Genomic DNA, 23897 nt, shown 5'->3' on the forward strand with positions numbered 1-23897 from the left:
GTATTCGAAATGAAACAGAACTTACAAGTACCTTCGCAAGCTTCCGAAAAGTTTTCGCAACTGTCGCTGTCGCAGGGCAAGCGCGCACGCCTGTGGCGCCTGCTGTATGGCTCCGGTCCGCGCAACGGCAGCTTGCTGGTGCTGCCGCTGGATCAGGGCCTTGAGCATGGCCCCACCGACTTCTTTCCCCACCCGCCGGCCGTGGATCCTTCGTACCAGTTCGAACTCGCCGCGGCCGGCGGCTTTTCTGCTATCGCGCTAGGCATCGGCCTGGCCGAGAAGTACATGCGTGAGTACGCCGGCCGCGTGCCGCTGATCCTCAAGCTCAACGGCAAGACCAACATCGCCAGCGACGCCGAGGCCACCTCGCCGCTGTTCGCCTCGGTGGAGGACGCCGTGCGACTGGGCGCCGATGCGGTGGGCTACACCATGTATGTGGGCTCGCCGCGCCAGCACGACGAGTTCCGCCAGTTCGAGCAGGTGCGCCGCGACTGCGAGCGCTACGGCATGCCGCTGGTGCTGTGGTCTTATCCGCGCGGCAGCGCGGTCAACGCCAAGGGCGGCACCAATACCTTGTATGCGCAGGACTACGCCGCACGCGTGGCGCTGGAACTGGGCGCCGACATCGTCAAGCTGCACGAGCCGAACGACAGCGTGGCCAATGTGCCCGCGCCCTACGACAAGCTGCAGGAAGACGCCGCCGCCCGTTGCGCCCGCGTGGTCCGCTCGGCCGGCCGCACCATGGTGCTGTTCTCCGGCGGCGAGAAGAACGACGACGACGCGGCAGTGCTGCGCAAGGTGGAGTTCTACATGCAGAGCGGCGCGAACGGCGTGATGTTCGGCCGCAACATGTGGCTGCGCCCGTTCGACCAGGCGGTGAATCTCGTGCGCCAGGCGCACGACATCATGGCGAAGTACCCGCGCTGATGCTTGCCCCCTCTCCCCTCCGGGGAGAGGGCTGGATGAGGGGCCAGTATTGCGGCATGTTTCCAGCGAAGCGGCTTGCACTAGCATGGTTTCCCGCAAGCACCCGCCCCTCACCTCAATCCTCTCCCCAGAGGGGAGAGGAGGCGAACGCAAAAAGCGAGTCATTAGATTGAACCGGACCCACCAGAAATCCTGCCTCTGCTGCGCCCCGCCCACCGGCGCCGGCACGGTGCGTATCGAAGCCAGCAGCAAGAACCCGCTGCAGACCGCACCCGATGCCAGCAAGGGCGAGCTGCGGCTGAAGGATTTCAAGCCCCGCAGCATGCTGCGGGTGCCACAGACGCACATCGAGCGGCCGCGCTTCCCGGTGATCGACGTGCACGCCCACCTCACCTGGTCGAAAAACGTGCGCAGCGGCGTGTCGGTAGGTGATGAAATCACCGTATTCACCACGCCCGAGGCGCTGCTGCCGGTGATGGACCGCAAAGGCGTGCGCACCCTGGTAAACCTCACCGGCGGCGTCGGCAAGGGACTGGAGGAAAGCATCCGGCTGTTCGACCAGGCCGCGCCGGGGCGCTTCCTCACCCTGACCGAACCCTCGTTCGCGCTGTTTCCCGAGCCGGACTACCCGCAGCGCCAGGCCGATGCGATCGAACACGCCAGGCGCGTGGGCGCACGCGGTCTGAAGCTGCTCAAGACGCTGGGCCTGTACCTGCGCGAGCGCATCGACGAGGGCCCGCTGGTCGGTGTGGACGACCGTCGCTTCGATCAGATGTGGGAAGCCTGCGCCGCGCACGACATGCCGGTGTTCCTGCACGTTTCCGACCCGGAAGCGTTCTTCCTGCCCACCGACGGCGAGAACGAACGCTACGAAGAGCTGGCCAACCACCCGGACTGGTCGTTCTACGGGCCGGAATTCCCCAGCCACCAGGAACTGATCGAAGCGCGCAACCGCATGATCGCGCGCCACCCGAACACCACCTTCGTGCTGCTGCACGTGGGCAACAACGCCGAGAACCTGGCCGCCGTCGAGGATTGCCTCGCGCGCTTCCCCAATACCCTGGTGGACATCAGCGCCCGTATCGGCGAGCTGGGCCGCCAGCCGCGCATCGCCCAGCGCTTCTTCGACCGCTACCAGGACCGCATCCTGTTCGGCACCGACGCGGTGCCCTCGCCCTGGGGCGACGACGTGCCCCAGCAGCTGTTCGGCGACGAACTTTACGAAATCTACTATCGCTTCCTCGAAACCGAGGACGAATACTTCGACTACGCCCCCTCCCCGGTCCCGCCCCAGGGGCGCTGGTCGATCTACGGGCTGAATCTGCCGGACGCCGTGCTGCGCAAGGTCTATCATGACAATGCCGCCCGACTCCTGCATATTCTGCCCGCATGAGCAAACCCCAGACCGCCAAACCCGCCCCCAAGCCCCCCCACCGCCTGCTGCTAGGCGAGCGCCGCCGCCTGATCGTGGAGCACGTCGAAGAAAACGGCCGTGCCACGGTGGAGGAGCTGGCGAAGAAATTCGACACCTCCGCCGTCACCATCCGCGCCGACCTCGAGGCGCTGGCGAATGCCTCGGCCATCGTGCGCTCGCACGGCGGCGCGCTGCCGGTGATGCCGGTCAGCAGCGACATCCCGCTCAACATCAAGGAAACCCGCCGCCATGCGCAGAAGCTGCGCATCGGCCAGGCGGCGGCGGAAATGATCCGCGACGGCGAGACGATCATCCTCGACTCCGGCTCCACCACGGTGGAGATCGCGCGGCAGATCCGCCAGCGCAAGTTCGAGTCGCTCACCGTGATCACCAATGCGCTGAACATCGCGCTGGAGCTCTCCGGCCTGCCGCAGATCCGCGTGATGATGCTGGGCGGCCTGCTGCGCCAGACCTCCTACTCGCTGGTCGGCCCCGACGCGGAACACGCGCTGGCGAAACTCTCCGCCGACCGGCTGTTCCTCGGCGTGGACGGCCTCGATCCCGAAGTGGGTGTGACCACGCCCGACCCGCTGGAATCCGCGCTCAATGCGCTGATGATCCGCGTGGCCCGGCAGACCGTCGCCGTACTGGACGCCAGCAAGCTGGGCCAGCGCAGCCTGTCGGTGATCGCGCCGGTGCGCCAGCTGCACAAGGTGATCAGCGACAACAGCGCACCGGCCGAGATCGTCGAGGCGCTGCGCAACGCCGGCCTGCAGGTCGAATTGGTCTGAAGCGAATCGCCCCAAGTGGCCGTTGCCCGGACGGAACGGCCCGACTAGGCTCGGCGGCTTGTGCTCATGCGGCTCTGCAAGGGGGCAGGTAGATGAACGCAGCATCCGATCTGGGGGGCGCGCGTGCCGAGTCTCGCGCCTGGCTGGCGCGATGCCTCGCGGTGGGCGCGAACGCCCCGGCCGTGCGCGGCATGGGCCTCGGCCGTGTATTGCTGGCGCTGGTGATGATCGCACTGGGCCTGCGCGGGCTGGCCTTCGGCGATTTCGCCGGCACCTGGCAGCGCATCCCGATCGCACACCTGCCGGCGCACGACCTTTTCGTCTACCTCGCGGCGCTGCTCGAACTGGCGACCGGCATCGGCATCCTGGTCCCGCGCACAGCGAAGGTTTCCGCGGGCGCGCTGTCGGTGTTCGCCTTGCTGTGGATGGCGCTGCTGAAATTCCCCGCCATCCTCTACGCCCCATCCATGGAAGCGACCTGGCTAGGCGCCGGCGAGATCGCCGTGATCCTTGCCGGTGCATGGGCCGTGTTCGCATCGCTGGCGGCCTCCGGCGGGCGATTCCTTTCGGGTCGCGCCGGCATCCGCAACGCACGGCTGCTGCTCGTGCTGGCACTGCCGACCATCGGCCTCTCGCACTACGTCTACGCCGACATCACCGCCGGCTTCGTGCCGGCATGGCTGCCATGGCGGCACGGCTGGGCTTACCTGACCGGCGCGGGCAGCCTTGCCACGGCGCTCGCCCTTCTGTTCGCGTTCTGGCCGCGCTTGGCGGCCACCGTGGAAGCGGCGATGCTCGGCATCATCACGCTGCTGGTCTGGCTGCCACCCTTGCTTGCGCAGGGACACGACAGCGATGCGTGGTCGGCGTTCCTGATGTCCAGCGCGATCGCCGCCGGCGCTGCCGCGGTCGCGGATTCGTATCGCGGTATCGGCTGGACCACGCTGGGTCCGCAGGACTGAATCATCCGGCCCGGCGCGCTGCCGCCGGCCCGGCTCAGAACGTCCAGCGGTAATTGAGCGTGGCCATCGTCGCCTGCAGGCCCTGGCCGAAGTACTGGTCGTAGCCAAGCGTCAGATCGCTGCGCGGGTTCACGCTCCAGTCCAGTGTGACGCCGGCCAAACCGCCGTAGCGCGCCAGGCCGATGCCGCCCAGCGGCGCCCACTGGTTCACGCCGGTGAAGCTGGCATCGAACACTTCGCCGCGCAGTCCGAAGGACTGCTGCCACGCCAGTCGCCCCTGCAGATCGAGGCTGCCGGCGCGCCCGAGCTGCCAGTTGCGGCTGGCGCGCAGGCCCAGGCCGGCCTGCCAGCGCGCGGTGGTGAGCGCGCTGGATTTCAGGCCGAAGCCGTCGCCGCCCGTTTCGTCGAAACCGTCGCGCTGGATCTGCGCGTATTCCAGGCTCGCGTAAGGCGTGACACGGGTATTGCCCAGCGTCATGCGATAGCCACTCTCACCGTAGGCCACGCCGTAGCGGCCGCTGCCCTCACTGCCTACGCCGGCGGACTGACCGCCCAGCTGCAGCTGGCGCTGCATGGTTTCCTGGTAGCTGCCGAAGCCGAAGCGACCCATCGCATACCAGTTACCGCGCATGGCGGCACCGTAGAGCATGCCTTCGACCGCGCGACTGTAGCCCTGGTCCGCGCTTTCGGTCAGGCGCCCCAGGCCGTGCGTGCCGCTCAAGGCGAAACCAGCCACGCCGCTGCCATCCACGCGGAAGTCCTGCCCCACCATCCAGCCGTTGAGGTCGTAGGCCACGTTGCTGTAACCGCTGCGCGACATGGTGCCCTGGTAGCCCAGGCTCTGCACCCACGCGCCCACGGGTTGCTGCGGCGTGGACAGCATCTGGTCGAAATGGTTGGTCAGCGCGCGCGTGCCGGCGTCGATCGCCTCGAAGGTCATCGCCGCGCTGGCTGCGTGCAACTGGCCGGAGAGGCTTTCCAGCGATTGCTGCAGGTTGGCCAGCGTGGCGGTCTGCTGCAAGGTGGCTGCGCCGGCGACGAAGTCGCTGGCCACCGGCGAGCCGGTCGCCGCGGCGCCGGCCAGTTGCGTATTGATCTGCCCGAAGGCCGCGTTCACCCGCTGCGCCGCGCCATACGAGGCGACGCTGTAGCTGGTGCCCTGCACCGCGCTCACGCTCACCTGGCTCACGTTGAGCCAGGCATTGTTGCCGTCGTAGCCGGGGGTGGCGGCGAGCAGCACGTTCGAGGCAGCGTTCACCGCGGCGAAGGTGCCGGTGAGCCCCTGCTGGGCGCTGAGCACGACGGTATGCGAGTTCATCGTGTAGCCGGAGTTGGTGCCGGTCACCAGCAGGTTGCCGGCGATCGTGGCGGTGCCGGTCACAGCCAAGGTCGAACCCAGCGATACCGCCAACGTGCCGCCGGCAGCTTGCACGTAGCTGCCGCCCACCGCGAGATTGCTGCCGGCGACCGCCAGCGTACCGCCGCTGGCCACCGTGACCGCGCCGGCCAGCGACTTGGCAGTCAATGTGCCGCCCTGCACCTGGGTGAGGCCGGTGTAGCTGGACGGCTGGGTAAGATTGAGCGTGCCGCTGCCCTGCTTGATCAGGCCGCCCGCGCCGGAGATCGGGTTGTTCCAGTTCGAATTGCCGCTGAAACTGACGGTGACGTCGCCCCAATTGAACTGCATCGGGCCGTTCACCGCGCGGCCCACGTTCAGCTCGCCATAGCCGAAGGTGGGGTTGGGCTGCGAGCCGCCCAGCGGCGTGGCGGTGCCGAGCAAGGTCTGCCGCACCAGGTCGTTGCTGAAATACGGATAGGCCTGCCATACCAGCGCGGCGGCGCCGGATACCTGCGGCGCGGCGAACGAGGTGCCTTCGACGATGTAATAGGAGGGGCTGGCAGTGGTGGACGTGGTGTTCTTGTCGAGCACGATCACGTCGCCGGGCGCGGCCAGGCAGTAGTTCATCGCGCTGCCGCACTTGTTCGAATAGCCTTCCAATTGGGTGGGGCTGTTGCTGTTCACCGCCACCGCCACCAGCCAGCCCTTGGCAAGGTCGGGCGCCACGTTGGGCAGCGCGGCGATCGTGCTGGGGTTGGCCTGCGAATCGTTGCCGGCGGCGAACACCACCAGGCCGCCCTGCTGGTTCACGAAGGTGGTGTAGGCCTGATCGAAGGCCTGGTTGAGGCTGGCATTGGTGGTGTCCCAGGTGATACCGCCCCAGGAGTTGTTCATCACCTTGACGCCGTTATTGATCAGGTCGGTGTTGACCTGGCCGAAGAACTGCGCATCGCTGGTGGTGACCTGTGCCGGTGGCGCGGAACCGTTGTCGTCCGGTGCGTTGTCCGCAATGATGCGGGCCGAAACCAGACTGGCGCCCGGCGCAATGCCGCCGGCGAACTGCCCGAACGGCTGGCCGGCGGCGATCTCGGAAACCCAGGTACCGTGGCCGACCACATCCTGGATGCTGGTGTTGTTCTGCGTCGGATCGACGTAGACCAGCTCTTGCAGTACTCGCCCCGACACCGCCGGATTGCTCGACATGATGCCGCTGTCGACCACGCCGATGGTCACCCCCGCGCCGGTGTAGCCCTGGTTGTGGGCGGCGTAGGTGTTGGTGATCGACAGCTGGGCGTCGATGGGCGGCGGCGGCGGCGCGGTGGATGACGACGTCGGCGTCGTAGGCGTCGACTTGACGTTGCCTCCGCCTCCTCCGCCACCGCAGGCAGCCAGACTCAGGGTCAGGCCGATGGCATATGCCAGCTGGCGACAACGCAGGCCGCGCGCGGCCGTTTCCCCATGCGGTTTCATGATCTTTCCCCTGACCGCTCCACCCCGGATTCACTAGTTGGAGGCCGCTGGCCCGCATGCGTGCGGGCGGCACTCCGGCGACGATCCAGTGTGGCACAACAACCGGCGCAACAGGCTGCGATTAAGCCTCCCGGAGCGACGCCGTCCGCCCGGTTTGCCGCACTGCGCCATCGGCTGCGATAATCAACTAGTTGCTTCCCCGGCGCCACGCGCCATTCGTAGATTCTGCGGAGATCCCCATGTCCGACGTCAGCGTTGTCATCGCCGGTGCCAAGCGCACCGCCATCGGCTCCTTCCTCGGCCAGTTCACCGGCGTGCCCACGCCGAAGCTGGGCGCCACGGCGATCCGCGCCGCGCTGGAGCAGTCCGGCGTGGGCGCCGCCGACGTCGGCGAGGTCATCATGGGCTGCGTGCTGCCCGCCAACCTGGGCCAGGCACCGGCCCGCCAGGCTTCGCTGGAAGCCGGCCTGCCGGCGGGCGCCGGCTGCACCACCATCAACAAGGTGTGCGGCTCGGGCATGAAGGCGATCATGCTCGGCCACGACCTGATCAAGGCCGGCTCGGCGGCGGTCGTGGTGGCCGGCGGCATGGAGTCGATGACCAACGCCCCGCACATGGTGCAGGCGCGCACCGGCATCCGCTACGGCGACGGCAAGCTGGTCGACCACATGGCCTGGGACGGCCTGACCAACCCCTACGACGGCAAGGCGATGGGCGTGTTCGGCGAGCTGTGCGCCGACAAGTACCACTTCAGCCGCGAGGAGCAGGATGCGTTCGCGACGGAATCGGTGAAGCGCGCCCTGGCGGCGCAGCAGTCCGGCGCGTTCGCCGGCGAGATCGTCCCGGTCACCGTGGCCGGCCGCAAGGGCGACGTGGTGGTGGACACCGACGAGCAGCCCGGCCGCTCCGACATCGGCAAGATCCCCACGCTCAAGCCGGCCTTCCGCAAGGAGAACGGCACCATCACCGCCGCCAGCTCGTCCAGCATCTCCGACGGCGCCGCAGCCGTGGTGCTGCTGTCGGCCGACGACGCCAAGGCGCGCGGCCTCAAGCCGCTGGCCCGCATCGTCGCCCATGCCACCCATTCGCAGGAGCCGGAATGGTTCACCACCGCCCCGGTGGGCGCCATCCAGAAGCTGCTCGATAAAACCGGCTGGAAAATCAGCGATGTCGACCTGTTCGAAGTCAACGAGGCCTTTGCGGTAGTGGCCATGGCGCCGATCCGCGAACTCGGCATTCCGCACGAAAAGCTCAACGTCAACGGCGGCGCCTGCGCCCTCGGCCATCCGATCGGCGCCAGCGGCGCCCGCCTGGTAGTGACCCTGCTCAATGCCTTGAAAACCCGCGGCCTCAAGCGCGGCATCGCCAGCCTGTGCATCGGCGGCGGCGAGGCCACGGCGATCGCGGTAGAATGCCTGGACTGAATCGCACGGCCCCGGCGCCCGCGTTTTGATACGCATCCACTTAAACTGCGTTGAACCGGCTTTCAACGGAGTCTGAAGCCGCGCTTCGAAAGATATGGCGCAAGACCCGCGAAAGCGGTATTAATACACGGCCAAACGGCATTCCACGGCAAAGGAGATCCACCATGAAGTTTACGCGTACCCTACTCGCCTCCGCGCTCGTCGCGCTGCTGGCGGCTTGCAGCAACGGCGCGCAGGATTCCGCGCAGAACGCCCAGCAGTCTGCTGACCAGGCTCAGCAGTCCGCTGACCAGGCCCAGAAGGCTGCCGCGGCTGCTCCGGCGGCCACCGCCGCTGCTCCGGCTGCTGCTCCGGCCTCGACCGCTGCTGCCCCGGCTTCGACCGCTGCTGCTCCGGCTTCCACCGCCGCTGCTCCGGCTGCCGCCAGCACCGCGCACTGATCCACGTTACCGTGGTTCGGAAAACGGCCGCCTCGCGCGGCCGTTTTTTTTGGCCGTTTCGGTACGCTCATCCCTGGGATCTGGCCGGGTAGCGCCGAGCCCGCTTTCGGGCCGCACGATTCACCGCACGGCGCAGCCGTTATCATCCACGGTTTCATCTCGACGGCCGCCGCGCATGAGTGTCATCGTCTCGCAGATCGATCCGCGTTCTCCCGAGTTCCAGGCCAGCAGCGGACGCCTGCGCCAGCTCACCGACGAACTGCGCCATGAACTGGCGAACAGCGCCGAAGGCGGCGGCGCCAAGGCACGCGAGAAGCACGTCGCCCGCGGCAAGCTGCTGCCGCGCGAGCGCATCCGCGCCCTGCTCGATCCCGGCTCGCCGTTTCTCGAACTCTCGCCGCTGGCCGCGCACGGCATGTACGACGACGCAGCGCCCGCCGCCGGCATCATCACCGGCATCGGCCGGGTGCACGGCACCGAAGTGGTGGTGGTCGCCAACGACGCCACCGTCAAGGGCGGCACCTATTTCCCGATGACGGTGAAGAAGCACCTGCGCGCGCAGGAAGTGGCGCTGGAGAACCGCCTGCCCTGCGTCTACCTGGTCGACTCCGGCGGCGCCTTCCTGCCGCTGCAGGACGAGGTATTCCCGGACAAAGAACACTTCGGCCGCATCTTCTACAACCAGGCGCGCATGTCCGGCCTCGGCATCCCGCAGATCGCCGTGGTGATGGGTTCGTGCACCGCCGGCGGCGCCTACGTGCCGGCGATGAGCGACGAAACCATCATCGTGCGCGAGCAAGGCACCATCTTCCTGGGCGGCCCGCCGCTGGTGAAGGCGGCCACCGGCGAAGTGGTCGATGCCGAGACGCTGGGCGGTGCGGACGTCCATACCTCCATCTCGGGCGTGGCCGACCACTTCGCCGAGAACGACGCGCACGCGCTGAGCATCGCGCGCGACATCGTCGCCAGCCTCAACCGCAAGAAGGCCGTGCCGCTGGCCCTGCGCGAACCGGCGGAGCCGAAATACCCGGCCGACGAGTTGTACGGCGTGATTCCCGAAGACACCCGCCGCCCGTTCGACATCCGCGAGGTGATCGCACGCATCGTGGACGGCTCGGAGTTCCATGAATTCAAGGCGCGCTACGGCAAGACCCTGGTCACCGGCTTCGCGCACATCCACGGCTACCCGGTGGGCATCGTCGCCAACAACGGCATCCTGTTCGCCGAAAGCGCGCTCAAGGGCGCGCACTTCATCGAGCTGTGCAACCAGCGCAACGTACCGCTGGTGTTCCTGCAGAACATCACCGGCTTCATGGTCGGCAAGAAGTACGAACAGGCCGGCATCGCCAAAGACGGTGCCAAGATGGTCACCGCCGTCGCCTGCTCGCACGTGCCGAAGTTCACCGTGGTGATCGGTGGCAGCTTCGGCGCCGGCAACTATGCGATGTGCGGCCGCGCCTACGGCGCGCGCTTCCTGTGGATGTGGCCGAACGCGCGCATCAGCGTGATGGGCGGCGAACAGGCCGCCAGCGTGCTGGCCACGGTGAAGCGCGACGGCATCGAGGCCGCCGGCAAGTCATGGAGCGCGGAGGAAGAGGACGCCTTCAAGGCGCCGATCCGGGAGCAGTACGAGCGCCAAGGCCATCCCTACTACGCCAGCGCGCGACTGTGGGACGACGGCATCATCGACCCGGCCGACACCCGCCGCGTGCTTGGGCTGGCGATTTCCGCATCGATGAATGCGCCGATCGAACCGCAGCGCTACGGCGTGTTCCGCATGTAAACGCCGCGGTGTGGCTCAGCGCGAACGCGGGCGGAAATGCAGCGGCATCGGCTCCACCGCGATCCGGGCTTGCCCGGAACCGCCGGGGCCGCGCGATGCCGAAGGCGATACCGAAGCCGGCTTCTTCGGCCCGCAGGCACCGCAGGTGCTGCAGCCGTCGGCGCAGTTGCCGGTAGCCTGTTTCGGCTGCAGACGGCGACTGAGCACTTGGGCGAAGCGCGAGTCGCGCCGGCGCGCGAGGCGGATGGAAGCGGCCGCCAGCCAGCGGTTGGTGAGCTGCGGCGCCAGCTTGCGGAACACCACCAGCACGCTGGCCGCCACGATCAGGCCGAGCACGATGTATTGGATCAGCAGGCCGGTGCTCATGCCAGCGCACTCGCGATCTGGTAGACGAGGAAGGACGCCGCGTACGCCATCACGAACTGGTAGCCGAACGAAACTGCCACATTGCGCCATTCGCCGGTCTCGCGCCTGATGACGGCCAGCGTCGACATGCACTGCGGCGCATAGGCAAACCACACCAGCAGCGACAGCGCGCTGGCCAGCGATACGTGCGAGGCCATGGCCGGCGCCAGTGCACCTGCGTCGCCGCCCACCGCGTACACCGTGGCCAGTGCGGCCACCGCGGTTTCGCGCGCGGCGAAGGCCGGGATCAGCGCCAGGCTCATCTGCCAGTTGAAGCCGATCGGTCCGAAGATGTGCGCCAGCCCGTGGCCCAGGTGGCCGGCGAAGCTGTAGTCGATCGCCGGCCCGGTGGCGCCCGCCGGCGGCGCGGGGAAGCTGGACAGCGCCCACATCAGCACGGTGAGCGCGAGGATCACGCCGGTCAGCCGCTTCAGGAAAACCATGCCGCGCTCGTACATGCCGATCGCCACGTCGCGCGTCTTCGGCAGGCGATACGCCGGAAGCTCCATCAGCAAGGCGTGTTCGCTGCGGTCGCGATGCAGGTGCTTCATCACCCAGCCCACCGTCATCGCGCCGAGCACGCCCGCGGCGTACAGCGCGAACAGCACCAGGCCCTGCAGGTTGAACACGCCGAGCACGGCGCGCGAGGGAATGAACGCGGCGATCAGCAGTGCGTACACCGGCAGCCGCGCCGAGCAGGTCATCAGCGGCGCCACCAGGATGGTGGCGAGGCGGTCGCGTGGATCCTGGATGCTGCGCGTGCCCATGATGCCGGGGATCGCACAGGCGAAACTGGACAGCAGCGGGATGAACGAACGCCCGGTCAGGCCCACCGACAGCATCAGCCGGTCGAGCAGGAAGGCCGCTCGCGGCAGGTAGCCGGACTCTTCCAACGTGAGGATGAAGAAGAACAGCACCAGGATCTCGGGCAGGAAGCCCAGCACGGTGCCGAGGCCGCCGAACAGGCCGTCGACCACCAGGCCTTGCAGCGGCCCCGACGGCAGCAGCGCGGCCACGTGTCCGCCCAGCCAGGCGAAGCCGTCGCCGATCAGGTCGCTCATCGGCTTGCCGGCGGCATATACCGCCTGGAACACCAGGAACATCACTACCGCGAGGATCGCCAGGCCGAACACCGGATGCAGCGCCCAGCGGTCCAGCGCGTCGTCCAGCTCCGCCGTGCGGCGCGGCATGCTCACGGTGGCGGCAAGCAGCTCGCGCACCTCGGCGTGCAGGTCCGCCCGGCTGGCCGCATCATCGGGCTGCGCCGGCGCGGGCGTGGGCAGCTCGCCGTCCACGCGCTCCACCAGCGCCTTCGCGCCGCCGCGTTTCACCGCGATGGTTTCCACCACTGGCAAGCCCAGCCGGCGCGACAGTTCCGGCACGTCGATCGCGATGCCGCGCCGGCGCGCCGCATCCATCATGTTCAGCGCCAGCACCACCGGACGGCCCAGCCGCCGCACCTCCAGCAGGAAGCGCAGATGCAGGCGCAGATTGGTGGCGTCGGCCACGCAGACGATCAGGTCGGGCGGCGCCTCGCCGGGATAATTGCCCTCCAGCACGTCGCGGGTGATCTGCTCGTCGGGGCTGACCGTGTCGAAGCTGTAGGCGCCAGGCAGGTCGAGGATCTGCAGTACGCGCCCGGACGGCGCCATGAAACGCCCTTCCTTGCGTTCGATGGTGACGCCGGCATAGTTGGCCACTTTCTGCCGGCCGCCGGTGAGCAGGTTGAACAGCGCGGTCTTGCCGCAGTTCGGGTTGCCCACCAGGGCGATGCGCAGCGCGTTCGCACTCATGCCGCCACCTCGGAGCGCACGCTGACCCGGGCGGCCTCGGCGCGGCGCAGCGCGAAGCGGGTGAAGCCGATCTGGATCAACAGCGGATCGCCTCCCAACGGGGCGCAGGCGACCACCCGCACCGCCTCGCCGTCGACGAAGCCGAGGTCGCGCAGGCGCTGCGCGATCGGATCGTTCGTGTGGGCATCGTCCACACGATCCACCACGGCCTCAGTACCCTTCGGCAAGTCGGACAAGCGCACGGATCGATCCGCTTACAAATAAGAATGGTTCGCATTGTAACCACATTTCGCATTTGTTGCAGTGCTGCCCGGCCGGCGTCGCACGACGATTTAAGATGTCCGCCTCCCCTTGCAGGATCCGTCGATGACCGCCTCTGTCCTGATCTCCGATCGTGCCGGCGTGCGTACGCTCACCATGCATCGCCCCGAGGTGCACAACGCCTTCGACGACGCGCTGATCGCCGAACTCACCGCCGCCATCGAGGCTGCCGGCCGCGATCCGGCGGTGCGCGCCCTGGTGCTCACCGGCAGCGGCGCCAGCTTCTCTGCCGGGGCGGACCTCAACTGGATGCGCGGCATGGCCCGGGCCAGCGAGCAGGAGAACCGCGACGACTCGCTGCGCCTGGCGCGGCTGATGCGCAGCCTGCAGTTCTGCCCCAAGCCCACCCTCGCCCGGGTCAATGGCGCGGCCTACGGCGGCGGCGTGGGCCTGGTCGCCTGCTGCGACATCGCGATTGGCGCGGATGGCGCGAAGTTCGGCCTCACCGAAGTGAAGCTGGGCCTGGTGCCTGCAGCGATCTCGCCCTACGTGGTCGCCGCCATCGGCCTGCGCCAGGCGCGCAAGCTATTCCTCACCGGCGAGGTGTTCGACGCCTTCGACGCGCAGCGCATCGGGCTGCTGCACCAGGCCGTCGCATCCGAGGCGCTGGACGACACCGTGTCCTCCACGCTCAAGCAGCTCGCCAAGGCCGGCCCCGAGGCACAGCGCCAGGCCAAGCAGCTGGCGTTCCGCATGGGCGGCCTCGACGAGCGCGCCGCCGAGCAGCTCGACCGCGACAATGCGGCGCTGATCGCCCGCCTGCGGGTTTCGCCGGAAGGCCAGGAAGGGCTCACCGCCTTCCTCGACAAGCGCGCGCCGGCATGGATCGCGCCTTAGAGCCGTCCACCATCTCCGCACAAGCTGGGCCTTTGCTGCGCTGCGAATCGGCGCGGTGGCGCGCATCTGCTAAATTTCCGGGGCTTTGCACCGCCCGGGCCAAGGAACTCGCATGTTCGAACGCGTACTGATCGCCAACCGCGGCGAGATCGCCTGCCGTGTGATCCGCACCTGCCGCCGGCTCGGCATCCGCAGCATCGCGGTGTATTCGGAAGCGGACCGCGACGCACAGCACGTGCGCCTCGCCGACGAGGCCTGGCCGATCGGTGGCCCGCAGCCGGCCGAGTCCTACCTGCGTATCGACGCGATCCTCGACGCGGCGAAAAAAAGCGGCGCGCAAGCCATCCATCCCGGCTACGGCTTCCTCTCCGAGAACACCGCGTTCTCGCGCGCCTGCCGGGAGGCCGGCATCGTCTTCATCGGGCCCGACCCCGAGAGCATCGAGGCGATGGGCTCGAAGGCCGCCGCCAAGCAGCTGATGGCAAAGCACGACGTGCCGCTGGTGCCGGGCTACGACGGCGACAACCAGGACAACGCCTTCCTCGCCGAACAGGCACACCGGATCGGCTACCCGCTGATCATCAAGCCTTCGGCGGGCGGCGGCGGCAAAGGCATGCAGATCGTGCGCTCGGACGCCGAATTCCCCGAGGCGCTGGCGACCGCGCAGCGTGTGGCGCAGTCCGCGTTCGGCGACGCCAGCATGCTGCTGGAGCGCTACATCGAGCAGCCGCGCCACATCGAATTCCAGGTGTTCGGCGACCGCCAAGGCAACATCATCCACCTGGGCGAGCGCGAGTGTTCGGCGCAGCGCCGCTACCAGAAGGTGCTGGAGGAAACACCCTCGCCCTTCCTCACTCCGGAGAAGCGCGCCGCGATGGGCGCCGCCGCCGTCGCCGCCGCACGCGCGGTGAACTACGTCGGCGCGGGCACGGTGGAGTTCATCGTCGGCCCCGCCGGCGATTTCCACTTCATGGAGATGAACACGCGCCTGCAGGTCGAGCATCCGGTCACCGAGCTCACCCACGACATCGACCTCGTGGAATGGCAGTTGCGCGTCGCCCATGGCGAGCCGCTGCCGCTGGTGCAGGAGCAAGTGGCCTCGCACGGCCATGCGATCGAGGTGCGCCTGTACGCAGAGGATCCCGAGCAGAACTTCCTGCCCGGCTCGGGCAAGCTGCAGGCACTGCGCCTGCCCGCGCCCTCACGCCACGTGCGCCTGGACGGCGGCGTGATCCAGGGCGACACGGTGACGATCTTCTACGACCCGATGATCGCCAAGCTGATCGTGTGGGATGCGGATCGCCCGCAAGCCCTGGAGCGCCTGCGCGAGGCGCTGGCCGGGTGCGAGATCGAGGGACCGAAATCCAACATCGCCTTCCTCGAACGGCTTGCACGCCATCCCGCCGTCGTCGAGGCGCGCATCGACACCGGCTACCTCGACCGCCATCTCGACGAATTCGTCGCCGGTCACAGCGAACCCGATGTGCGCACGCTGTTCGCCGCCGCCACCGCCGCCCTGCTGCACGACGAAGCGCACGTCGCGGCGAATCCCGCCGACCCGTATTCGCCCTGGGCCAGCGCCGACGCGTGGCGCGTCGGCCACGCCGGCAAGCGCGTCGTTGCGTTCACGCGCGGCGAATCCCGTTTCGAGATCGAAGCCTACGGCCATGCCGGCGACTACCGCCTGCACCACGGTGACAGCGCCTGCGAAGTGCGCGGTGCGCGGCTGGGCGGCGACGCGCTCAGCGCCCGCTTCGACGACGAGGCCGAACGTCACGACGTGCTTGCGAACGCGCGCCGCGTGCTGCTGCACGACGCCGACGGCCGCCGCTGGCGGCTCGACCGCGCCGCCGCCTACGCCTGGACATCGAAGGATGCCGCGGGCGGCAACCAGGTCGTCGCGCCCATGCCCGGCCGCATCGTGCTGGTGAAGGCCAGCCCCGGCGACACCGTCGAGGAAGGCCAGGAGCTGCTGGTGATGGAGGCGATGAAGATGGAACTGGCCTTGAAGGCTCCGCGCGCCGGCACCATCGAGAGCGTGTCGGCCGCGCAAGGCGATTTCGTTGAGGCCGATGCGGTGCTGGTGCGCTTCGCCAGCTGATCCAGCGAGGAGGTTGCCGTGGCCGAGCTGTTCTACCGCGATCCCTATCTGCGCGAATGCGAGACGCAGGTGGTGCGCCACGACGAAGCCGGCCTGGTGCTGGCCGACACCGTCTGCTATCCGGTCGGCGGCGGCCAACCGGGCGATACGGGCACGCTGCGCCTGGCCAACGGTAGCGCGTGGCCCGTCCTCGATACCCGCCGCGACCGCGAGACGCGCGAAATCCTGCATCAGCTTCCCACCGACGCACCGCGATTGGTGCCGGGCACGGCGGTCACGCTGACGCTGGACTGGGAGCGCCGCCACCGCCACATGCGCATGCATACCGGCTTGCACCTGCTCGGCTCGCTGGTCAAAGCCGGCGTCACTGGCGGCAACCTCACCGACCATGGCGGCCGGCTGGACTTTGATCTCGGCGGCCTGGGCATCACACTCGATGCGGACGAACTCACCGCAGGCCTCCAGCGCCTCGTGGCCGCCGACACGCCGCTGCACGTCAGCCACATCAGCGGCACCGAACTGGCTGCGCAGCCGGAGCTTATCCGCACCATGTCGGTCACCCCGCCGCTGCACCTGCCGCAGATCCGGTTGGTGGAGATCGAGGGCGTGGACTTGCAGCCCTGCGGGGGCACTCACGTGGCGCGCACCGGCGAAATCGGCGCGCTACGCGTGAGCAAGATCGAGAACAAGGGCAGCCACAACAAACGCGTGGCCGTGACTTTCGCGGATTGAGCCAACCCATGAATACTGACAAGCACGTACGCATCGTCGAAGTTGGTGCCCGCGACGGTCTGCAGAACGAGAAGACCCTGCTACCGGCCGAAGTGAAGATCGCGCTGATCGACCGCCTTTCCTCCACCGGACTCAAGACCATCGAAGCCACCAGCTTCGTCAGCCCGAAGTGGGTGCCGCAGCTCGCCGATGCGGCCGAAGTATTCGCCGGTATCCGCAAGGTACCGGGCGTGAGCTACCCGGTGCTGGTGCCCAACCTGCAAGGCTACGAACGGGCGCGCGAAGCTGGTGCCGGCGAAGTCGCGGTGTTCACCGCCGCCAGCGAAGCGTTCAACCGCAAGAACATCAACGCCTCGATCGACGAGTCCATCGAACGCTTCGTGCCGGTGCTGGAGCGGGCGAAGGCCGACGGCGTGGCAGTGCGCGGCTATGTCTCCACCGTGCTCGGCTGCCCCTACCAGGGCGAAGTGCCGGTGAGCGACGTGGTACGCGTGGCGCAACGCCTGCACGCGCTCGGCTGCTACGAGATCTCCCTGGGCGACACCATCGGCGTCGGCACGCCGGCGAAGGCGCGTGCGATGCTGCGCGCGGTGTCCCGCGAAGTGCCGATGGCCGCGCTGGCCGTGCACTTCCACGACACCTACGGCCAGGCGCTGGCCAACATCCTGGCCTGCCTCGAAGAAGGCGTGCGCGTGGTAGACAGCGCGGTCTCCGGCACCGGCGGTTGCCCCTACGCCAAGGGCGCGACCGGCAACGTGGCCAGCGAAGACGTGGCCTACATGCTGCACGGGATGGGCATAGAAACCGGCGTCGACCTCGACCTGCTCGTCGCCACCGGCGCCTGGCTGGCCGCGCAATTGCACAAGGACACCGCCAGCCGCGTCACCAAGGCGCGCACGGCCGCGGGCTGAGCCTTCGCGCAATCCCTGGCGCGCTCGCTATCATCGACCGTTCGATCGGCAAGGGGACGAACGATGCGCACAAGCCCGATGCTCCGGTGGACGGCGGCACTGCTGCTGCCCCTGCTGTGTTCCATGGCCGCCGCCGCGACCACGCCCAAGGGCGACTGGCTGCTGCTGCCGGACCGGGTGTGGACCGCCGACGGTGACGCCGCGCATGCCGGCTGGGCCGTACTGGTGCACGATGGCCGGATCGCCGCAGTAGGCCCGGTGGCGTCGATCGACGCGCCGGCCGGCGCGCAGCGCATCGCGCTGCCAGGCGCCACGCTCACGCCCGGCCTGGCCGACCTGCATTCGCACTTGTTCCTGCATCCGTACAACGAGACGCTGTGGAACGACCAGGTCCTCACCGAGCCGCAGGATTACCGCACGCTTGAAGCCGCGAAGCACGCGCGCGACACCTTGCTCGCCGGCTTCACCGCCTTGCGCGACCTGGGCACCGAGGGTGCCGGTTTTGCCGACGTATCGATCAAGCGTGCGATCGAGGAAGGGTTGATTCCCGGCCCGCGCCTGTTCGTGGCCACGCGCGCCATCGTCGCCACCGCCAGCTACGGACCGGGGCCCCGCGGCTTCCGGCCCGACCTGGATCTGCCGCAAGGCGCGCAACCGGTGACCGGCGTGGATGCCGCCGTGGCCGCCGTGCGCGAACAGGCGGCGCGCGGCGCGGACTGGATCAAGCTGTACGCCGACTACCGCGTGGGCGACCATGGCGAAACCATGCCCACGCTGTCCCCGGCCGAGATCAAGGCTATCGTGGCGGCCGCCCACCAGATCGGCCGCCCGGTCGCCGCGCATGCAGCCAGCGAGGCCGGCGTGCGCAACGCGGTGGAAGGCGGCGTGGATACCATCGAGCACGGCTACGGCACCAGCGAGGCCACCTTTCAGCTGATGAAGCAGAAAGGTGTGGCCTACGAGCCCACGCTCACCGCGGTGGAAGCCACCTCCGAGTATTTCCAGCACTACGTGCCCGGGCAATCGCCGCCCACGCCGGCCATGCAGGAAGCCGCACACGCGTTCCGCACCGCGCTGAAGCTGGGCGTGACGATCGGCAACGGCAGCGATGTGGGCGTGTTCGCGCACGGCGAGAACTGGCGCGAGCCGGCCGCGATGGTGGCCGACGGCATGACGCCAGCCCAGGCATTGCACGCCGCCACCGACGTGGCCGCGCGCATCCTGCGCCAGCAGACGGAGTTCGGCCGCGTCGCGCCCGGCCTGCATGCCGACCTCGCCGCCTTTGCGGGCGACCCCAGCGCACGCATCGGCGATCTCGCCCATCCGGTGTTCGTGATGAAGGACGGCGTGGTGTACCGCACGCCCGCGGGCACGCCATGAGCGACGCCTTCCTGATCCGCCCCATCGAACCGCGCGACGACGCCGCGATCGCCGCGATCATCCGCGCGGTCATGCCCGAATTCGGCGCCGACGGCCCCGGCTTCGCGATCCACGATGCCGAGGTCGACGCGATGCATGCGGCCTACGCGCAACCACGCTGCAGCTACTTCGTGGTCGAACGCGACGGCGTGGTGGTCGGCGGCGGCGGCGTGGCGCCGCTGGCGGACGGCGAGCCGGACGTGTGCGAGCTGCGCAAGATGTACTTCCTGCCCGCGGCGCGCGGCATCGGTGCCGGCGGCGCGATGATGCAGCGCTGCCTGGACGCGGCGCGCATGCACGGTTTCAGGCGCTGCTACCTCGAAACACTCACCGGCATGGACGCAGCGCAAACGCTGTATCGGCGCAGCGGCTTCGTGCCGATCTGCGCTCCCATGGGCGGCACCGGCCATCACGGCTGCGACCGCTGGTTCATCCGTGAGCTGTAAGAGCCTGTTCAATGTCCCCACATAACCCGCGTTGCCTTGCCGTGGCCGCCATGCGCGAGCAACCCTTCCTCGCTCCTCAAGGCCGAGTCCATCCATGGACTCTCCCCGCGTGCGGGCCGGGTCTGTTTGCCCGCATGCCTGCGTCATCACTCCGTCGTGGACGGACGTCCACTCCTTCGTTCTTCCTTGGCTGTGCGCCAACAGATCCCGGCGCGGGCCATGTGGGGACATTGAACAAGCTCTAAGGTGACGCCATGAGCACGCACGAACCCCGCATCGACGCCTACATCGCCAAGTCCGCCGAGTTCGCCCGGCCGATCCTCGAACACCTGCGCGCTACCGTGCACGCCGCCTGCCCCGAGGTGGAGGAAGGCATCAAATGGAGCATGCCGTTCTTCAGCTACAAGGGCGCGCCGATGTGCCACATGGCCGCGTTCAAGCAGCACTGCAGCTTCGGCTTCTGGTTGTCGAAGGAAGTCACCGGAAGCAGCAGCGAAGAGGGCATGGGCCAGTTCGGCAAGCTGGCGTCGTTGCAGGATCTGCCGCCGAAAAAGGAGTTGGCCGCCCTGCTCCGCAAGGCGATGGCGTTGAACGAGGCCGGCGTGAAGCAGGTACGCCCCAAGGCCGGCAGCAAAGCGCCGCCGGCCCTGCCCGATGATCTCGCCGCCCTGCTCGCGAAACGGCCGCACGCCGCCGCGCGCAAGACCTGGGCAGGCTTCCCGCCCGGTGCCCAGCGCGAGTACATCGACTGGATCACCGAAGCCAAGACCGACGCCACTCGTCAGAAGCGCCTTGCCACCACGTTGGAATGGCTGGCCGAGGGCAAGCGGCGCAACTGGAAATACGAAGCATGCTGAGAGCCTCCTCCCGATGATCCGCATCGCCCAGGCCGCGGACGCCGCCGCCATCCACGCGATTTACGCGCCGCACGTCGAAAGCGGCGTCGCCACCTTCGAGAACGTGCTGCCCGGCGCCGACGCGATGCGCGAACGCATCCTGGCCCGCCTGCCGCACTACCCATGGCTGGTGTGGGAGGCATCCGGCGAGGTGCTGGCCTATGCGTACGCCGGCCGCTTCCGCGAGCGCGCCGCCTACGACTGGATCGCCGAAACCTCGATCTACGTGCACCCCGACGGGCAGCGTCGCGGTATCGCGCGCCGGCTCTATGGCACCTTGCTCGAAGCGATGTGCCTGCAAGGCCTTACCCAGGCAGTAGGCGTGATCACCCTGCCCGGCGCCAGCAGCGTGGCGTTCCACGAATCGCTGGGCTTCACGCCTGCGGGCGTGTGGCGGCAGTGCGGCTGGAAGCTGGACCAGTGGTGGGACGTGGGGGTATGGCAGAAGACCCTGCAACCCGCGGCCTTCCCACCACCGGCGGTGACGCCGTTCTCCGCGCTTGCCGCGACACCGGCGTTGCGCGCCCTGCTGGACCGGACCACATGAAAATGGCGCGCCCGCATTGCGGGCGCGCCACTCGTTCCGATGTGGCTCAGTGGTTGAGCAGCAAGTCGACAATCACGCCGGTGGTGATCGCCACCAGCAGGAAGTCGCCGTTGTCGCTGCGCACCCAGCGGTAGCCAGGCGGCGGCTCGCGCAGACGGTCGGCGCGCCAGTCGTACACCACGTAGCGGGTGCTGCGGTATTCCACCGGCAGATAACCGCCGCGCCTGTACCAGCCCTCGTGTTCGCCACGATCGTGCCAGTTCTTGTAATGGCCATACGCATGGCCGTGTCCGTGGCCATGGTCGTCGCGGTCGTAGCCACGGTCACGGTCGTGATCGTGACCGCGATCGCCATCGTCCTGGTATTGACGGTCATGCCCCCGGTCGTGCCCGTGATCGTAGTCCTGCGCCAGCGCAGTGCCGCCCGCCAACATCAGCATCACGCCGCACACGACAGACAGACTCTGCAGCTTCTTCATGTCGATCTCCCTCGATGGATCATGGAACCCGTCCGCATCGTACCGGCAGTCGCCTGGCTCCCACGGGCGGCCCGGCACAAAATTCGCCCCCGGCGCCCCAACCCGGCATGAACCGCCGGGGGACGGCCGGTATCGCGTTCAGCCTGCAGCAACCGCCTCCGCTCGGCTAACATTATCGTCTTTCGGCATTTGTTCCGGGGACTCCCATGCAGCTCAATCAGGTCAAGGCGATCATCACCGGCGGCGCCTCCGGTCTCGGCCACGCAGTGGCGCAGCATCTCGTCGCGCACGGCGGCAAGGTGGCGTTGTTCGACGTCAACGAGGAAAAAGGCCAGGCCGCCGCCAAGGCGCTGGGCGACGTCGCACGCTTCTACAAGACCGACGTCACCAGCGAAGACGGCGTGGCCGCCAACGTGGCTGCCGCGCGCGAGGCGCTGGGCGGCCTCAACGTGGTGATGAACTGCGCCGGCATCCTCGGCGCTGGCCGCGTGCTGGGCAAGGAAGGCCCGATGCCGCTCTCCACCTTCGCCAGCACCGTGATGGTGAACCTGGTCGGCAGCTTCAATGTGGCCAAGGCCGCGGCCGCGCTGATGCAGCACAACGAGGCGGGCGAGGACGGCGAGCGCGGCGTGATCGTCAATACCGCTTCCGTGGCCGCCTATGAAGGGCAGATCGGCCAGGCCGCCTATTCCGCGTCGAAGGGTGGTGTGGTGGGCATGACCTTGCCGATGGCGCGCGAACTGTCGCGCTTTGGCATCCGCGTCGCGACCATCGCGCCGGGCATCTTCTGGACGCCGATGGTGGACGGCATGCCGCCGCAGGTGCAGGAGTCGCTGTCCGCCTCGATCCCGTTCCCCTCGCGCCTGGGCAAGCCGGAGGAATTCGCGCAGACCGTAGCCTTCATCCTCGGCAACCGCTACATCAACGGCGAGACGATCCGCCTCGACGGCGCGGTGCGGTTGCAGCCGAAGTAATTCGCTACATCCAACGGGGGACGGCGTCATGGATGCATCGTGCAAGTGGCTCGGACTGGCAGTGATGGCGCTGACGGCTGGCATGGCGTCGGCCGCCACGGCGCCGGTCGCCACACCACCGCAACACCATGTCTACCAGACGGTAGGTGGGGCATCGCTCGGTGCCTATGTGTTCGAGCCGCCGGCAGTGTCATCCGCGCCACGTGCCGCCGTGCTGTTGTTCCACGGCGGTGGCTGGCGTGGCGGCAGCGCCGAATGGAGTTTCGACGATGCGCGTCGCTTCGCCGCGCTGGGCATGGTGGCGATCGCGATCGACTACCGCCTGTCGGGCGACAAGGCCACACCGATCGACGCCTTCGCTGATACCTGTGCCGCATTCGCCTGGGCACGCCGGCACGCCGCCGAGCTGAGACTGGATCCGGCGCGCGTCGCCGGCTACGGCGTTTCTGCCGGCGGCCACCTGGTCGCCAGCGCGGGCACGCTCGCCTGCCCCAGCGACACCGGAAGCCTGCAACAGACCCGGCCGGACGCGATGCTGCTGGTCTCGCCGGCGGTGAACACCGCCCGCGACGGCTGGTTCCGCCACCTGCTGCAGGGGCGCGCGGAACCTGCCGCGTACTCGCCGCTGGATCACGCCGGCGCGTCCACGCCCCCCACCCTGATCGTACAGGGCGAGGCCGATACGTTGACCCGCCCCGGCGGGGCCAAGGCATTCTGCGAGCGCATGCATGCAGCGCAAGTCACCTGCGAACTGGCGCTGTACCCGAACCTGGGGCATCTGCTGACGCGCAAGCTGGACAACCAGGAAGACGATTTCGATCCGGACCCGGCCGCAGTTGCGGATGCCCATCGACGCGAACAACGATTCCTGATGGACCAGGGATTCATCTCAATCAAAACTGGCAGCAAGGCACCCAATCGATGAAAGCTTCCGACGTCAAGAAAGGCAACGTGGTCGAACACGAAGGCACCGTGTACCAGGTGCGCGACATCGAGCGCAGCTCGCCGACCGCGCGTGGTGGCAATGTCACCTTCCGCTTCACCCTGTACTCCATCCCCGGCGGCCGCAAGTTCGACCTCAGCCTGCGCGCCGACGACGACCTGAAAGAAATGGAACTGGTGCGCCGCGCCGCGAACTTCTCCTACAAGGACGGCGACGCCTTCGTGTTCATGGACGCGGAGGACTACACCCAATACCTGCTCGGCCCCGAACTGGTCGGCGACAACGCCGGCTACATCGTGGAAGAGGTGGAAGGCTTCTACGTGCAGTTGATCGACGACGCCCCGGTGGGGCTGCAGGTGCCCACCAGCGTGGTGCTCACCGTGGTCGACACCGCGCCGGAACTGAAGGGTGCCAGCGCCACCAAGCGCACCAAGCCCGCCAAGCTCAATACTGGCGTGGAAATCCAGGTGCCCGAGTACATCACCAACGACGAGAAGGTGTGGGTGAATACGCTGACGGGCGAGTTCGCCGGTCGCGCCTGATG

The 23897-nt window shown here is 68.2% G+C and carries 23 protein-coding genes; 18 read left to right on the top strand and 5 right to left on the bottom strand.

What is annotated here, in order from left to right; translation table 11 throughout:
- The first annotated feature begins 9 nt into the window (after positions 1-9).
- The 4 genes from ISP14_RS01015 to ISP14_RS01030 all read left to right on the top strand — a co-directional run bounded on the left by ISP14_RS01015 (position 10) and on the right by ISP14_RS01030 (position 4094).
- On the top strand, positions 10-927 hold the full coding sequence (locus ISP14_RS01015) for a class I fructose-bisphosphate aldolase (RefSeq protein WP_404535289.1): 918 nt from the start codon (positions 10-12) through the stop codon (positions 925-927).
- Between the two features lie 169 nt (positions 928-1096).
- Complete coding sequence (locus ISP14_RS01020; protein WP_404535291.1) at positions 1097-2320, top strand: amidohydrolase family protein; 1224 nt, start codon at positions 1097-1099, stop codon at positions 2318-2320.
- Positions 2317-3132, top strand: coding sequence for a DeoR/GlpR family DNA-binding transcription regulator (locus ISP14_RS01025; RefSeq protein WP_404535293.1), 816 nt, complete (start codon positions 2317-2319; stop codon positions 3130-3132). The genes ISP14_RS01020 and ISP14_RS01025 overlap by 4 nt, the downstream gene beginning before the upstream one ends.
- Positions 3133-3224: 92 nt before the next feature.
- Entirely contained in the window at positions 3225-4094 is an 870-nt protein-coding gene (locus ISP14_RS01030; RefSeq protein ID WP_404535296.1) for a DoxX family protein, read from the top strand.
- Between the two features lie 34 nt (positions 4095-4128).
- Here the strand turns inward: ISP14_RS01030 and ISP14_RS01035 are convergent, their stop codons facing one another.
- On the bottom strand, positions 4129-6903 hold the full coding sequence (locus ISP14_RS01035; protein WP_404535298.1) for a S8 family serine peptidase: 2775 nt from the start codon (positions 6901-6903) through the stop codon (positions 4129-4131).
- 239 nt (positions 6904-7142) lie between these two features.
- Between ISP14_RS01035 and ISP14_RS01040 the strand changes: the two genes are divergently transcribed.
- The 3 genes from ISP14_RS01040 (at position 7143) to ISP14_RS01050 (ending at position 10550) form a co-directional block, all read left to right on the top strand.
- On the top strand, positions 7143-8327 hold the full coding sequence (locus tag ISP14_RS01040) for a thiolase family protein (protein WP_404535301.1): 1185 nt from the start codon (positions 7143-7145) through the stop codon (positions 8325-8327).
- Between the two features lie 164 nt (positions 8328-8491).
- A complete protein-coding gene (locus ISP14_RS01045; protein WP_404535303.1) occupies positions 8492-8767 on the top strand; it encodes a hypothetical protein in 276 nt (91 codons plus the stop codon).
- Positions 8768-8942: 175 nt separating this feature from the next.
- A complete protein-coding gene (locus ISP14_RS01050) occupies positions 8943-10550 on the top strand; it encodes a carboxyl transferase domain-containing protein (protein ID WP_404535305.1) in 1608 nt (535 codons plus the stop codon).
- A 15-nt stretch (positions 10551-10565) separates the two neighbouring features.
- On the opposite strand, the gene ISP14_RS01055 is transcribed toward ISP14_RS01050, so the two are convergent.
- The 3 genes from ISP14_RS01055 to ISP14_RS01065 are packed head-to-tail and all read right to left on the bottom strand — an operon-like array spanning position 10566 to position 12990.
- A complete protein-coding gene (locus ISP14_RS01055; protein ID WP_404535307.1) occupies positions 10566-10916 on the bottom strand; it encodes a DUF6587 family protein in 351 nt (116 codons plus the stop codon).
- A complete protein-coding gene (gene feoB / locus ISP14_RS01060) occupies positions 10913-12748 on the bottom strand; it encodes a ferrous iron transporter B (RefSeq protein ID WP_404535309.1) in 1836 nt (611 codons plus the stop codon). Before feoB ends, ISP14_RS01055 begins: the two co-directional genes overlap by 4 nt.
- Positions 12745-12990 (bottom strand): FeoA family protein, encoded by a 246-nt coding sequence (locus ISP14_RS01065; protein ID WP_404535311.1) that lies wholly within the window; start codon positions 12988-12990, stop codon positions 12745-12747. The genes feoB and ISP14_RS01065 overlap by 4 nt, the downstream gene beginning before the upstream one ends.
- 124 nt (positions 12991-13114) lie before the next feature.
- On the opposite strand from ISP14_RS01065, the gene ISP14_RS01070 reads away from it, so the two are divergent.
- The 8 genes from ISP14_RS01070 (at position 13115) to ISP14_RS01105 (ending at position 20958) form a co-directional block, all read left to right on the top strand.
- On the top strand, positions 13115-13906 hold the full coding sequence (locus ISP14_RS01070) for an enoyl-CoA hydratase-related protein (RefSeq protein ID WP_404535313.1): 792 nt from the start codon (positions 13115-13117) through the stop codon (positions 13904-13906).
- Between the two features lie 112 nt (positions 13907-14018).
- Complete coding sequence (locus ISP14_RS01075; RefSeq protein WP_404535315.1) at positions 14019-16007, top strand: acetyl/propionyl/methylcrotonyl-CoA carboxylase subunit alpha; 1989 nt, start codon at positions 14019-14021, stop codon at positions 16005-16007.
- An 18-nt stretch (positions 16008-16025) separates the two neighbouring features.
- Positions 16026-16739, top strand: coding sequence for an alanyl-tRNA editing protein (locus ISP14_RS01080; RefSeq protein ID WP_404535318.1), 714 nt, complete (start codon positions 16026-16028; stop codon positions 16737-16739).
- Positions 16740-16747: 8 nt separating this feature from the next.
- Positions 16748-17650 carry a hydroxymethylglutaryl-CoA lyase gene (locus ISP14_RS01085; RefSeq protein WP_404535320.1) on the top strand — a complete coding sequence of 301 codons (903 nt, stop codon included), beginning with the start codon at positions 16748-16750 and terminating at the stop codon, positions 17648-17650.
- Positions 17651-17713: 63 nt separating this feature from the next.
- Complete coding sequence (locus ISP14_RS01090) at positions 17714-19030, top strand: metal-dependent hydrolase family protein (RefSeq protein WP_404535324.1); 1317 nt, start codon at positions 17714-17716, stop codon at positions 19028-19030.
- Positions 19027-19515: a GNAT family N-acetyltransferase gene (locus ISP14_RS01095; protein ID WP_404535327.1), complete on the top strand. Its 489-nt coding sequence runs from the start codon at positions 19027-19029 to the stop codon at positions 19513-19515. Before ISP14_RS01090 ends, ISP14_RS01095 begins: the two co-directional genes overlap by 4 nt.
- Before the next feature lie 254 nt (positions 19516-19769).
- A complete protein-coding gene (locus ISP14_RS01100) occupies positions 19770-20372 on the top strand; it encodes a YdeI/OmpD-associated family protein (RefSeq protein ID WP_404535329.1) in 603 nt (200 codons plus the stop codon).
- 13 nt (positions 20373-20385) lie between these two features.
- Positions 20386-20958: a GNAT family N-acetyltransferase gene (locus tag ISP14_RS01105; RefSeq protein ID WP_404535331.1), complete on the top strand. Its 573-nt coding sequence runs from the start codon at positions 20386-20388 to the stop codon at positions 20956-20958.
- Between the two features lie 46 nt (positions 20959-21004).
- On the opposite strand, the gene ISP14_RS01110 is transcribed toward ISP14_RS01105, so the two are convergent.
- On the bottom strand, positions 21005-21436 hold the full coding sequence (locus ISP14_RS01110) for an RcnB family protein (RefSeq protein WP_404535334.1): 432 nt from the start codon (positions 21434-21436) through the stop codon (positions 21005-21007).
- A 206-nt stretch (positions 21437-21642) separates the two neighbouring features.
- On the opposite strand from ISP14_RS01110, the gene ISP14_RS01115 reads away from it, so the two are divergent.
- The 3 genes from ISP14_RS01115 to efpL are packed head-to-tail and all read left to right on the top strand — an operon-like array spanning position 21643 to position 23895.
- Complete coding sequence (locus ISP14_RS01115) at positions 21643-22410, top strand: SDR family NAD(P)-dependent oxidoreductase (protein WP_404535336.1); 768 nt, start codon at positions 21643-21645, stop codon at positions 22408-22410.
- Between the two features lie 28 nt (positions 22411-22438).
- Complete coding sequence (locus ISP14_RS01120) at positions 22439-23335, top strand: alpha/beta hydrolase (protein WP_404535338.1); 897 nt, start codon at positions 22439-22441, stop codon at positions 23333-23335.
- Complete coding sequence (efpL, locus tag ISP14_RS01125) at positions 23332-23895, top strand: elongation factor P-like protein EfpL (RefSeq protein ID WP_404535340.1); 564 nt, start codon at positions 23332-23334, stop codon at positions 23893-23895. The genes ISP14_RS01120 and efpL overlap by 4 nt, the downstream gene beginning before the upstream one ends.
- Positions 23896-23897: the final 2 nt, after the last annotated feature.

Source organism: Dyella agri, assembly GCF_044904705.1.
In the GTDB taxonomy this organism is placed as follows: Bacteria; Pseudomonadota; Gammaproteobacteria; order Xanthomonadales; family Rhodanobacteraceae; genus Rhodanobacter_A; species Rhodanobacter_A agri.